10 protein-coding genes are annotated in these 12,257 nt (G+C 63.1%); 4 read left to right on the top strand and 6 right to left on the bottom strand.

Annotated features, from left to right (window positions below; all coding sequences use genetic code 11):
• The coding region (locus tag HD842_RS23895; RefSeq protein WP_221290846.1) for a hypothetical protein at positions 1-184 on the top strand (184 nt) is incomplete at its 5' end.
• A gap of 138 nt (positions 185-322) precedes the next feature.
• Positions 323-733 (top strand): DUF2061 domain-containing protein, encoded by a 411-nt coding sequence (locus HD842_RS23660; RefSeq protein WP_183558708.1) that lies wholly within the window; start codon positions 323-325, stop codon positions 731-733.
• A gap of 1 nt (position 734) precedes the next feature.
• Here HD842_RS23660 and HD842_RS23665 read toward each other — a convergent pair whose 3' ends face one another.
• Together HD842_RS23665 and HD842_RS23670 are read right to left on the bottom strand one after the other, a co-directional pair.
• Complete coding sequence (locus HD842_RS23665; protein WP_183558711.1) at positions 735-1,469, bottom strand: SDR family NAD(P)-dependent oxidoreductase; 735 nt, start codon at positions 1,467-1,469, stop codon at positions 735-737.
• Complete coding sequence (locus tag HD842_RS23670; RefSeq protein ID WP_183558714.1) at positions 1,466-2,506, bottom strand: patatin-like phospholipase family protein; 1,041 nt, start codon at positions 2,504-2,506, stop codon at positions 1,466-1,468. The genes HD842_RS23665 and HD842_RS23670 overlap by 4 nt, the downstream gene beginning before the upstream one ends.
• An 18-nt stretch (positions 2,507-2,524) precedes the next feature.
• Between HD842_RS23670 and HD842_RS23675 the strand changes: the two genes are divergently transcribed.
• Together HD842_RS23675 and HD842_RS23680 are read left to right on the top strand one after the other, a co-directional pair.
• Positions 2,525-3,757: a phosphatase PAP2 family protein gene (locus HD842_RS23675; RefSeq protein WP_183558717.1), complete on the top strand. Its 1,233-nt coding sequence runs from the start codon at positions 2,525-2,527 to the stop codon at positions 3,755-3,757.
• A complete protein-coding gene (locus HD842_RS23680) occupies positions 3,733-4,350 on the top strand; it encodes a CDP-alcohol phosphatidyltransferase family protein (protein ID WP_183558720.1) in 618 nt (205 codons plus the stop codon). Before HD842_RS23675 ends, HD842_RS23680 begins: the two co-directional genes overlap by 25 nt.
• Here the strand turns inward: HD842_RS23680 and HD842_RS23685 are convergent.
• The 4 genes from HD842_RS23685 to HD842_RS23700 all read right to left on the bottom strand — a co-directional run bounded on the left by HD842_RS23685 (position 4,301) and on the right by HD842_RS23700 (position 11,866).
• Positions 4,301-6,094, bottom strand: coding sequence for a bifunctional alpha/beta hydrolase/class I SAM-dependent methyltransferase (locus HD842_RS23685; protein ID WP_183558723.1), 1,794 nt, complete (start codon positions 6,092-6,094; stop codon positions 4,301-4,303). The genes HD842_RS23680 and HD842_RS23685 overlap by 50 nt on opposite strands.
• Positions 6,091-6,990, bottom strand: a complete 900-nt coding sequence (locus tag HD842_RS23690; RefSeq protein ID WP_183558726.1) for a phosphatidate cytidylyltransferase — start codon at positions 6,988-6,990, stop codon at positions 6,091-6,093. The genes HD842_RS23685 and HD842_RS23690 overlap by 4 nt, the downstream gene beginning before the upstream one ends.
• A gap of 141 nt (positions 6,991-7,131) precedes the next feature.
• The gene (locus HD842_RS23695; RefSeq protein ID WP_183558729.1) at positions 7,132-8,589 is read right to left on the bottom strand and encodes a DUF3999 family protein; all 1,458 of its coding nucleotides are present in this window, start codon (positions 8,587-8,589) and stop codon (positions 7,132-7,134) included.
• 19 nt (positions 8,590-8,608) lie between these two features.
• A complete protein-coding gene (locus tag HD842_RS23700) occupies positions 8,609-11,866 on the bottom strand; it encodes a DUF2339 domain-containing protein (protein ID WP_183558731.1) in 3,258 nt (1,085 codons plus the stop codon).
• Positions 11,867-12,257 lie beyond the last annotated feature (391 nt).

The following is a 12,257-nucleotide window of genomic DNA, read 5'->3' on the forward strand; positions in this document are numbered from 1 at the left end:
TGCTGCTTCTGCCGTTTGCTACGAAGCGTTGTGTTCGTTAGCAGCAGAGAGGCGAGATTATGAAGTGTTTCTCATTTTTCGTCAACCCCTTCTTTACTTCGCTGTCGCTGCTTTTCAGCGGCGTCTGCGTCGGGCAGAACGAGACTATAACAAACCTGTCACATGTTCGGCAAGGAGCTTCTGAAATTCTGCAGCCTATTACAAGAGCGCACTCAATAGTAATACGCTATCAACACGGTAGAAATATATGGCTTTGTGTGCTAATCGAGAATGACTATCATTTGCCTCTACCGTATTCATACATGCAATCCCAGGAGCCAAGATGGTCGTCGCTGCCAAGAAAACCAGTCAAGTCATCACCCACATGGCCATCGCTTTCGCCATTGCGTACGCACTGACTGGTTCGGTCATGTTCAGCGGCCTCGCGATCATCATTGAGCCCGTGATCAATGTGCTGCTGCTCCCTTTCCACGAGAAAGCCTGGGAGGCCATCCGTGCCCGGGCGCGTTCAGAGCGCGAACGCTATACCCGACGTGCGGCTGAGAAGGTCAGCCAGACTGCCTTGCACATGGTCGTGGGATTTACCGTCATCTACTGCGCGACGGGCTCGCTCGCGTCCGGCGGTATCGCGGCCATCCTTGAACCCGTGTGCAACGTCCTTCTGCTGCCGATTCACGACCGCTTCTGGGACCGGCTCGAACTGCGCGTCGCTGCCCAGCACAGCGCTGCGTGATTCATTTGCGGCGCAGGTTGCGCAGTCCTGAGGGCAGTAGATTGAACAGCCGCACCATCCAGTGCAGCTGCCATGGAAAGACGCAGCGCACAGCGCGCTGCTCGATTGCCTCTATCATGCGACGGACGGCATCCTCTTCGGTCAGCAGGAACGGCTTGCCGCCTGCATTGCCGCCATTGAGTTCACGCAGGCGCGCCGTATCCACATACCCGGGCACGATCGTCGTCACCGCGATGCCCCACGGTGCCAGGGCCTTGCGGTAAGTATCGCAGATGCCAATTGCCGCCCGCTTACTGGCACTGTAGAGAGAATCTGCCGGATAGGCCTTCAGCAAACCGGCGATCGAGGCCACGACCACGATTTGCCCGCGCCCCTGCCCGCGCATCAATGCTCCAGCGGCGTCAAAGGCCGCAACCAGTCCACCGATATTCGTCTGCGTCAGTCCCAGCCCCAGTGCCGGTTCTGCAGATAGACCGGCTGCGTCGACATACTGGCCAGCAGTGACAATCAACAGATCCAGACCGTCACCGCCAAAATCCTGCACAGCGCCAGCCACCGCAGCGCGGTCGGCAATATCAAACGCATAGGTGCGTACGCGCTGCGCGCTGGCCAGTGGATGCCCGTCGAGCCGTGCGAGATCGCGCCCGCACAACGCCAGGTGAGCGCCCTGCGCAGCGTAATGTACGGCCAGGGCGAGGCCGATCCCACTCGTGCCGCCGATGATCATGATGTTCATTGCTGCGTTTTCTCCAGAGCGGCCATCCCCTTGCGATAGCCATAGTCCCATTGCATGCGCACCTGTGCCACGTAGGCATCGTGCGATTCCGGTACGTCCAGGCCGATGCGATTGGCACGCCAGTCGATGCGCTTGCCGATGCCGTGGGCACGCAGGTCGCGCCCGACGTCGCGCGTGTCGACCCAGGCTGCGGCCTGCTGCGCATGAACATGCTGCAGTCGCGCCGCGCCATCGAGCCCCAGCACCGCGCGTAGCGCCGGCAGCGCCAGCCACGGGTTGAAGGGCGACTTGCGCTCCATGATCACCTCACGCGCGAGTGCCTGCGCCAGCTCGATCGGGAACAGGTCGATCACGCCACCCGTATAACGCCGCCCCGCGCTGACATGGCTGGGAAAGTAAAACATGTCGGCCACCGAGATCCGGACCGCATCGTCCACTGGCATCGTCGTGTCGGTCTGCAGATGCGGGGCGATGGCGCCGCTGCTCCAGCGCGGATCGGCTGCCGGCGCGGCATGCCCGGCCAGCAGCGATGCCACACGCTGCGGCCCGAACACGACCTCCTCGAACAGCGTGCGCGAGCCGCGCCTGGCGCCGACATCCTCAGGCCCGAACAGCAGCCGGCCACCGACAATGGCCAGCGCCGGCGCAGCGGGCAGCCTTGCCTGCGGCAGCGGCAGCACCTCGGGCAGCTCGAACAGATAGTCATCGAACAGGTCCGGCACGCGCGGCGCGGCAGTGCCCGTGATCCAGCGCCATGCAGCGCCACCCAGCACCTGCGGAAGCGCTGCATTGACGCCGGGCCGGATCGCTCGCAGGAAGCGGTGCATCGGCGTTGAGGCGATCCAGTCCAGGCGCGCCGGGGCATCGGGCAAACCGGCAATCACTGCCGCGGCGATGGCGCCACCACAGGTGCCCAGCAGCAGATCGGGCCGGCGCCCGCAGTCTTCCGCCGCCGCGTGCACGCCAAGATAGTAGGCAAAGCGAAAGCCGCCTCCCGCCAGCACCAGGCAGCGTGCGTACTGTTCTCGAGTCTCCATCCGATGCATAATGCACAAATGCAACAGCAACCACAAGTCCAACGCCTGCCGCGCCAGCCAGGTGGCGTGTCGATGCGACAGCGCTGGCTGCACCTGGCGCTCAATGGTCTTGTTTTCAGCATCTGCTACCCGCTCGCGAACCTGCTGGCGCACCAGCAGCACACCCGGCGCAGTCTCGCGTTCGCGTGGGATGAGACGATTGCCTTCGCCGCGTGGATGGTGGTGCCATACATCACGTCGGGGCTGATTTTCATGCTGATGTTCTTTGCCGTGCGCACGGCCGAACAGCTGCGCGTAGTCAGCCGGCGCCTGTTGCTGGCCACCGTCGCCGGTTGCCTCGTGTTCGCCATGGTGCCGGCCCGTTTTGCATTCGAACGGCCGACTGTGCACGATGTCGTGCCCGCCGCCCTGTACGGGTGGCTGGACCTGGTCGACCAACCGTATAACCAGTTCCCGTCGCTGCACGTGGCGTACTGCGTGATCTTCTGGTGCGCCCTGCGCCCGTTGTGCGGCGGGTGGACCAGAGCCGCGCTGGCAGTCTGGCTGCTGCTGGTTGGCGCCAGCACGGTATTCACGTGGCAGCACCATCTGCTGGATGTGGCGGGCGGCATCGTGCTGGGCCTCGCAGCCACCGCAACGATCCGGCCCGGCGCAACGCGTGCCCATGCGGTCGCCTTTTCTTACCTGATCATGGCCGCTCTGGCCCTGTTTGGCGCAATCGCGCTGGGCAGCCCGATCGCAGCGTATGCGGCGGCCAGTCTGCTGCTGGTAGCGGCCGCGTACCGCACGCGACGTGCCGGGTTCCTTGGCAAGCAGGCTGGCCGCCACCCACTGCGCGCCTGGCTGCTGTTCTGGCCTTATCTGGCCGGTTACCGCCTGACCTGGCTGCTGGTGCGGCTACGCGAGCGGCGTCGCCCCGCGCTGATGCAGATGGCGCCCGGCCTGTGGATCGGCCGCTGCCTGAGCAATGCCGAAGCACGCCGGCTGCCGCCCGATTGCCATGTCATCGACCTGAGCGCCGAGCTGCCCGAAACGGCGCGCCTGCGCGGTAACTACCTGCATATTCCCCTGATGGACCTGCACGCGCCCCGCCCCGCCCAGCTACGTGCGGTGCTGGCCGCAATCGCGCAGCAGCATGCGGCAGGCCGTCCCGTCTACGTCCATTGCGCCATGGGCTACAGCCGCAGCCGGCTGATTGCCCGACTCTATCTACGAAAGCATCCGCCATGTCCTTCTCGATCTACCAATTGAAACCCCGCTTCCAGCAACTGCTGCGGCCTGCACTGGCGGCCCTGGCGCGCGCCGGTGTCACACCCAACCAGATCACGCTGGGCGCGATGGTCCTGTCGATGGCCTATGGCCTCGCACTTGCGCTCGATCCGGGTAATGCCGCGCTGTGGTATGGCCTGCCGCTGTTCCTGCTGCTGCGCATGGCCCTGAATGCCATCGACGGCATGCTGGCCACGGCAACCGGCAACAAGACGGCCCTTGGCGCCATGCTCAATGAGTTGTGCGACCAGTTGTCGGATGCGGCGCTGTACCTGCCATTCGCGCTGGCGGCCGGGATCCAGCCGGTTGTGGTGGTGCTCGCCGTCGTGGCAGCGCTGCTCACCGAGTTTGCCGGTGTGCTGGTGCAGGCGCTTGGTGCGCCGCGCGGCTTCGAGGGCCCGATGGGCAAGAGCGACCGCGCCTTTGCCTTCGGCGTGGTCGCGCTGCTGATTGGTACCGGAGTCGCGCCCATCTGGGCCAACGGCGTGCTGGTACTGGTGCTGCTGCTGTCGGCGCTGACCGTCTTCAACCGCCTGCGCCGGGGACTGCATCCTTACGCGCCAGCGACACGCTGAAGATCCCCTCCACACCGATTGCCGTGTCGAGCTTGCGCGCACCGGCCAGGGCAACCAGCGCATCCATCTCGGCCTGCGGGCGCGGGCGCATCTTCCAGGGCTTGCCCTGGTGGTTCACCAGCGTGTAGGCGATCATGTCCAGCTGCGGATGCCACGGCTGTGCAGTGTAGATCAGGTAACCGCCCGGCCGCAGGCTGCGCACCACGCCCTCGAGCGAGGCCAGGACCTGCGCGTTATCGCTGAACAGCTCATACAGCCCGGAGACGATCGCGATATCGTAGCGGCCTTCGTGACCGGCGTAGCTGTCGGCGCTGAATGCATCGCAGCGCTGCACGTCGACCGGCACCTGCAGCTGGAGCGTCTGCGCCAGCTGCACCGCGTTGTCCACGTTGTACTGCATATAGTCGCGCAGCGTGACTTCGATGCGGCGGTCCTGGAACCGCTTGACCGTCTCGAGCACGTAGCGTGCCGAGCCGGCCGCGATGTCGAGGATGCGAAGCGGCTCGTGCGCCGGATGGGCCGCAATGCGCTCGGCCAGCATGTGCTGCAGCTGCACCTTGCGCACCCGCACGCCGCGCCAGCCGACCGCGTCGAGATAACCACGGTCGATGATCTTGCCCACGCCAAGCCGGCCGCCGGCCTGATTGCGGTAGACGTAATCGAGCGACTCGCCCGAATCGAAGCCGTTCTTCAAGCCGATGCGCATGCCGTCGCTCAGTGGCCCCAGCACGCCCAGCATCGTGCGCTGCAAGCCGAACCAGGCGCGCGTGGCGGCGCTGCCGCTTTCATCGCGCTCGAGCGCCGCATAGGCCTGCGCCGTGTGACCACTGCGGTCGGCGCCGAGGTACTGCGCCGGCGCGCGCGGCGCAGCGGCAAAACAGGCGGTGATGAAGTCCAGGCTGGCCTGGATTGCCACCGTGGTGTCGCGCTCATAGAACACGGCGTGGTAGCAGTCCTCCAGCCGCACGTAGCGCTTGATCGGGGAACTGAGGCGCTCGAAGAAGCGCTGCTGCGGCGCTTCTGCCACCACGTAATCCTTGTCCGCGGCCAGCATCAGCACCGGCACGTCAATTGCCGCGGCGTCGCCGACGATCCGTTCGGCCGTGTCGTTCAGTTCGAGCAGGATGCGGGCCGAGATGCTTTTCGCGATCAGCGGATCGCTGGCGTACGCATCGGCTTCTGCCTTCGAATGCGTGAGCATGCCGGGGCGGATGTAGCTGGTGACGAAGAGGTCGGGCTTGAAGCGCCGCGCAAAGCGCAGCGCAGGTTTGGCCAGCGGGACGTACAGCTTGATGCTGAAGGCGGCAGCGGCCATGATCAGGCCCCGGATCGCCGGCGCGTAATCGTGCACCCAGGTCGCGGCGACGACCGCGCCGACGCTGTTGGCCACGACGATGGTGTCTTGCGGCGCAATGCCGTAAGTCGTCGCGACGTGTTGCGCAAAGCGATCGAGGTCGTCGACCAGCGTCGCGAAATCCGGCGCGTCGCCACGTTCGCCGGGCGAGTGGCCGTGGCCGCGCGCGTCATACGCAAACGCCCAGTCGCCCTGCATGCCAAAACGCTGGACCAGCGGCGCGATGCGCCCCGAATGTTCATGCCCACGGTGCAGGAAGATCAGTGCGCGCGGTGGCCGCGTGGCTGGCAGCACCGCTGGTTTCCAGGCGCGGTAGAACAGGCGCGTGCCGTCGCTGCCGGTGAAGCCGGATTCGATCGTGGTCCATGCCATTGGGTGTTCGAGTTTCATGCTTGTCCTTGTTGGGTGATGCGCAGCAGGCAGTACAAAAGGGGAGCGGTCAGGACCAGGCTGTCGACGCGGTCGAGAATACCGCCATGGCCCGGAATCAGGGCAGAAAAATCCTTGATGCCCAAACGGCGTTTCGCCGCTGAAAACATCAGGTCGCCCGCAAAGCCGGCCAGCGACAGCAGGAGACCGAACACGGCAAGCGTGAGTGGGCCGGCCAATTGCAGATAACTGCCAAGTGCGAGACTGACGACTTGCGATACCACGATCCCGCCGGCCAGGCCCTGCCAGGTCTTGTTGGGGCTCACGCCGGGGGCGATCTTGTGACGGCCGAACAGCTTGCCTGAGACGAACTGGGCAATGTCGTTCAGTGCGGTCAGGATGAACAGATACAGTGCCCACCCAAGGATGGTCTGTTCGCCGAACGGCAAGGTGGTGAAGATGGCCAGGATCAGCATCGCACCGGCGGTGACCAGAAAAGTCAACCAGATCAGTGCGCCGGGCCCGGGCCGGCGCCAGCAATACAGCGCACCGATCGCAAGGACAGTCGCAATCAAGGGCAGTGCCATGGCCGGAAAAAAGAGGCCGATAGCGATGGCGCCAAGCAGGATGCCGCCAGCACCGAAGCGGAAATAGCGGCCATCAACATGGGTGTCAAGCTCGGCAATGGCCAAGATGCACACGAGCAGACACAAGGCAGGCAGGCCCAGTGGATAAGCAAGCAGCGCAAGGGTAACGATGGGGAAAATTCGCCACCAGGCATTGACCTGATGCTGCAGCATCGACGGTGCCGCGCCGCGCGCCGCGCGCCGGATGGACAGCGACGCCACGGCCAGCAGCGCATACAGTGCGGCCAGGGCTATGCCGGGCTGCGGTCCGGCGTCAAAGAACGGAAACATCGTGGCTGCCGAAAGTTGCTATCAGTGAATTATAGCGACTTACCGACTCTTCGTTGCCTGTTTAGCAGCTTATTGATGGTGTTGGAACGCCGATGCACGCTGGCATCGCGGCCAGCATGGCCATACCACATTGGAGGATGACTACTTCGAGGCATGCAGCTCGCTGTCAGACGCATCGGCCTTCATCTGACGGAACAGATGCCAGGCCATGGCGGCAAGAGCGGCGAGGCCGCATACCAACATGCCCCATAACCAATACCGACGGTTGCTGCCGGTAGTACTACTATCCTCCGCGGTCGTATCCGACCGTTGCTGTCGCACGAGCGCCCCGGGTGTTGCGGATTCGAGCTCGGCCAATTCACGGCGTGTGAAACCCGGCGCAACCTGGGATAGCGGCACGCTGGCAACTGTCGCGCTGGCGCGGCCGAACGCCAAGTGGTAGGGTGCCTTGCCAGCCGCCACAAACACGATGGTCGCAGGCGCCCAGCGCAAGCGCAAGGCCGGTCGCTCCAGAATAGGCGTCAGTGGCCGGGCCACCCAGGTGGACGCATTGGTGGCGGTAATCTCGACGTCGCCCGATACGCGCTGCTGTCCCTTCTGTGACAGTTGATAAAAGGTTGTATTCAAGATCGGCTGCAACTGCGTGACGACCCGTTCCCCCGGTTTGCGACTACGCGTGGTCTGGTACTGCCCCACCATCACCGGCATGACGACGTTTTGTCCTTGAAACACGAAGCCGACAGTGATTGCCGGAATCGCGACAGGTGCGGCATACAGTACATCGCGGCCCTCGGCAGCTGGCACCCCCGGCAGAACGATGGTATCGAGTTGTGTGGCAGCATATTGCTGCACGACATATTCGGCATTAATGTCGGCAAAGGCGAGCGGCTTGCCGTCGAGCCAACGAAGACGGGCGTAACGAAACGACTGCGGCGAAAACTCGATGCGGTGCTTGCCGACGCTTGCGCCGCGATCGTTGACCAGCCAGCTGACTGCCGCTTCGGCCAGCAGGTCCCAGTCTTGCAGGTCATTACTTGCATCGAGCGCGACATGCGCGTTGTAGCTGCTCATCCCTGCGGGCAGCGATAACGTCAGTGCGCCTACTGGGGCTGCTGCGCTGACCTTCGCCGCCAGCGCCGCCGGTTGAAGGTCGAGGATCAGGCTTTGCAGCGTATCGCTCGCTGCGCGCGATGGCGTGGTCACCGAAATGACGGCGCCATCGCTGCGGGTGCGGATCTGCAGGCTTTCGGACATCGGCCCTGCGTCCCGGGCCGCGCCGTACAGTGGAAAAATGGCGACTGGTGCAGCGGCTCTCTTCTCGACGGCGGGTGGCGCCTGATCGACCAGTGCGAAAGGCATGGATGCGCCGACAGCGTCGAACACGCGCAGATCATGCAACGCCGACGAACGCGCGTTCAGATAAACCGCACGCGGCAGTGGTAGTTGCACGACGGCCTGACTGCTGACGACGCGCAAAGGCAGACGATACGAATAGTCGGCAGGCCCATCGGTGGGGATGGCTGGATTCGCGGTGCTGACAGCGACCGCCAGCACGAGTGCCATGATGGCGCAGCAACGCCTGTAGAGAGAAGTCGGCATGGGTGAGGCTCCCGGTCGGTCAAGCTGGCGCAGCGATTGACGCCTCTTGTGGTGCTTTCGGATACGGCGCCAGATAGCCGACCAGCAGCAGCAGCAGGCCGACACCAACGAACGACACGACGCGCGCCATGCTGCCCTCACTGGCCAGATCGACCAGAAACAGCTTGCCCACGACAATGCCGTACAACAGTGCGCCGACCCACCAGATTCGCCGTTGGACCATCCGTGAGGAAATGCGCATGAGCACGAAAGCACTCGCCCCCCAGGCCAGGGAGAGCAAGGCCTGCACCGTTTGCGAAGCAGCGAGGTCGGCAAGCCGGTAATCGATGCCCAAATAGTGCGCCGCGCTTCGTAGCAGCATGAGATTGAACCAGAGCCACGCTGTTACCACGCTGGTCATTCGCAGTGTGTGCAGAATGGGCTGGTCCAGCGCAAGCCGGGCGGCAAGCTGCCGCAAAGCGCTCACCCACAGTATCAACACGAACCCGGTGGTCAGATCGAGCGGGTTGAGTAGTGGCAGGTAAGGTAACGGCGCCATCGCCCCATCGTGCCGCAGATTCCACAGGGCGATCGGCAACATCGTCAACATGATCCCTACTGGAATAGCAATCGATCGGTACCAGTCGGCAATCGGCGCAGTAGGCCAGCCCCCCTTCATGCTTCGGCGCAGCACCCCGACGAGGACCAGCATCATTGCCCACGTCGGCAGGTAATTGCTCCATGCCGCGTCCGTGATCCAGCCGCCCTGCAAGATCAATGCGCTGTCGGTTGGCGTGGCGAGCCAGCCGTCGATCAGGATCGCGCCGGTTGGCCACAACGCGAGCCACGGCCCACCCGTGCGCACGGCGTGCAGCAGCTGCAAGACGGTGCGGTTCAAGAATGAACCGCCGGTATGCCAGCGCAGCATCGCCTGTTCGCTGCCCAGCCATGCAACTGCCCATGCGATCCAGAGCGCGGCGTCTGGAAGCGCATGCATGCTGTACAGCAATGCAAGCGAATGCAGCGTGATGATGCCCAGCGCGGCCCAGCAGACAAGGGCAAACCAGCGCAGATCGGGCCAGGTGAAGCGAGCGGCGTAGCGTACGCACGCGATCGACGTGGCCGCGATGCCAAGCACATACAGTGCGAGCCAGAGGGAATCCACGCTGCCCAGGGTGACAGGCAGATAGCCGACGAACCGACCGGCTGCGACATTCAGAGTGCAGACCCACCAGATGCCGCTCCACAGCAGCAGTAACGGTGACAGGTAGCTGCCCTCTTTCCCGGACGCGGCTCGCTGCAGCGAGCGACTGGTGGCGAACGCCGCCACGGCCAGGATCACCAGGCCAAGCAAGGGCATCTCGTCATTTGGCTCCACCATGCTCAGCCATGACAGCCCGGGTGTCGTCGCGATGGCCAGGCCGATGGCGCCTGCGATCTGGGTAGCCAGAACCAGTTGGCGCGCGGTTGTCCAGACCATCCGCAGACTGAGGGCATACAGCAGCAATGCCGTGAGCATCGACCCGATCACGATCCAGTCTGCCAGGATGGCGCCCGAGAAGCGCAGGGTCGCTTCTGTCAACCATCCGGCCAGCAGCCACAGCACCGCGAACATCAACGCCGTGTTGGCCAACGTATTGGCGGCCAGTGAAGACAGATCCTGCCTGTCGATGCTGTTGTCGCTCTGGCGGAATGCCAGAGCCACCGCAAATGCGCCGGCGGCGAGCAGCAAGAACCCCAGCCACAAGTTCGCCGTCAGTGCTGCAGCCATGTGGATATGAGACAGCGCGGTCATGAAGCTGGCCCAGGCGCCAGCCTGCAACAACAGTCCACAAACCCAGATGGCACGCCGCTGGTGGCGCAAGCCGAACCACACGAAGCCGAATCCTTGCAGCGCCCATGCGGCCGAGGTCCAGCGCGCATCCAGGGCAAACGTGATCGTCAGCGTGCCGAAAATGGTGCCAAGGACGGCAAAGGTCCGGACCAGGGTGCGCCAGCGCTCCTTGCCGGCACGCCAGAGAATCGTTCCGGCCACGAGATAAAATCCGCCCAGCCCCAGTGCCGAAAATGCCAGTCCGAATGGCATGTCCCTGACCAGCCCGACCTGAAACCCGAAGGTGAACAGCGGTGTTCCCATGATCAGTGTGACATCGACATAATCCTGCAACCGTGTTCTCGTGCGACCCGCGAATGCGAAAGGGATAGCTGAGTAGCACAGGAAAAAAAGAATCAAAAATGCCTGCGCTGACGTGTAATGGTCCGGGGTGTACTGCAACCCGCCCCATGCCCCGGCGACACCGAACGTGAAGACAAAGCCCAGCAGATTGAGCTGGTGCCACGAACGCTTGAACGCCAGCGCAAACACGCCGACGTTGAGCATCGCGTAGTAAGAGAACAAGGCGATGTGATTTCCCTGTCCGGTCGATAACAGCAGCGGGCAGGCGAAGCCGCCGGTAATGCCGAATGCCGCGAGCCACGGTGCCTCCTGCAAAATGGCAAGAAGGCACGTGAATACCGTAAGCGACACAAGCAAGGCAAATGCGAATCCCGCCGGTATCAAGGCGTAGCGCTGGAATGCGCTGAAGATCACCAGCATCAGGATGGCGATAGCGGTTCCCTGTACCGGCAAGCCGATCCCGCTGTGCTTGCTACGCAGGCGCCAACCCCATCCAAGAAGACCCATATCGGCCAACACCAGCGCGGCTAACCGCAGTTCAATCGGGATGGTGATGGTCGCTGCAACATACTTGAGCAGAAATGCAATGCCGATAAACAGGATAACCAAGCCGAGCTTGGCAACCAGATTCCCGGTTATCAGCCAGGTTTTGGCCGCAACCAGCCAGCGAGGTGGCGGGGATACCGCTTTGGTTGAAGCATCAGCGTCCAGCGGCGGCGTGATCTCTTCGTGTTGAATCGGGCTGCCACGGCTGCGGCCGCGGCGGGGAGTACCTCGTTTTGCTTGTGGCGAACGATGGATTGTCTGGGCGTCATCGGCAATCGCACTCGCACTCGCACTAGCAGCGTCCTCCCCCTGGACTTGTGCATGGGCGCTATCTGGCAAAACGGCAGGTGGCACCTGTTCAACATCATCCGTTGGTACTGCGTAAACAGCCATGTCGGCAGGACGAGGCGTCGGTGTTTCCAGCGGTGCCGGAGAGAGCTGTTGGATCTTCTCGCGGAGCAAAACCAGCTGCTCTTCCAATTCGTTGATTTGATAGCCGCGTCGCAGCCCCACAAGCCAGGCTGCAATGAAGGGATAAGCCGCTATTATCAACACCCATGTGGTGATCTCACGCATAGCGGCCCTTCATGTGAAGTACTTGGTTCCGCCAGTCCGGACCAACGCATCATGCGACAGTCCCCTTGGCGTCAAAGAAATAGTAAGAGCCTGAAGCATGTGCAGAAATGAACCTGTTTGACCGTTGCGCCCGATCAAATCATGGGGTTGGTACGTGGGGTTTTGCTGCCACAGTGTGGCCAAGGGCGTATGACAGAGGCGGCAAATTCTAGCGGCCCTGAGGATGAGCAGCACTCCGATCAGGAATGACAACGTGTGGGAATGGATTGGACAGTTGATGGATCAATCGCATAAAGTCGATCGCCCAAAGCGAAAAGCCCCACTCAGATCACTGAGTGGGGCTTTTCTATATAACTAGCCTGACGATAACCTACTTTCACACTGGTTGCAG

Source organism: Massilia aurea (assembly GCF_014200505.1).
In the GTDB taxonomy this organism is placed as follows: Bacteria; Pseudomonadota; Gammaproteobacteria; order Burkholderiales; family Burkholderiaceae_D; genus Telluria; species Telluria aurea_B.

Excerpts from the sequence above, each read along its gene's own strand:
- HD842_RS23685 (WP_183558723.1), bottom strand. The coding sequence starts at position 6,094 with ATGAAACTCGAACACCCAATGGCATGGACCACGATCGAATCCGGCTTC.
- HD842_RS23670 (WP_183558714.1), bottom strand. The coding sequence starts at position 2,506 with ATGGAGACTCGAGAACAGTACGCACGCTGCCTGGTGCTGGCGGGAGGC.
- HD842_RS23660 (WP_183558708.1), top strand. The coding sequence starts at position 323 with ATGGTCGTCGCTGCCAAGAAAACCAGTCAAGTCATCACCCACATGGCC.
- HD842_RS23700 (WP_183558731.1), bottom strand. The coding sequence starts at position 11,866 with ATGCGTGAGATCACCACATGGGTGTTGATAATAGCGGCTTATCCCTTC.
- HD842_RS23675 (WP_183558717.1), top strand. The coding sequence starts at position 2,525 with ATGCAACAGCAACCACAAGTCCAACGCCTGCCGCGCCAGCCAGGTGGC.
- HD842_RS23680 (WP_183558720.1), top strand. The coding sequence starts at position 3,733 with ATGTCCTTCTCGATCTACCAATTGAAACCCCGCTTCCAGCAACTGCTG.
- HD842_RS23690 (WP_183558726.1), bottom strand. The coding sequence starts at position 6,990 with ATGTTTCCGTTCTTTGACGCCGGACCGCAGCCCGGCATAGCCCTGGCC.
- HD842_RS23665 (WP_183558711.1), bottom strand. The coding sequence starts at position 1,469 with ATGAACATCATGATCATCGGCGGCACGAGTGGGATCGGCCTCGCCCTG.
- HD842_RS23695 (WP_183558729.1), bottom strand. The coding sequence starts at position 8,589 with ATGCCGACTTCTCTCTACAGGCGTTGCTGCGCCATCATGGCACTCGTG.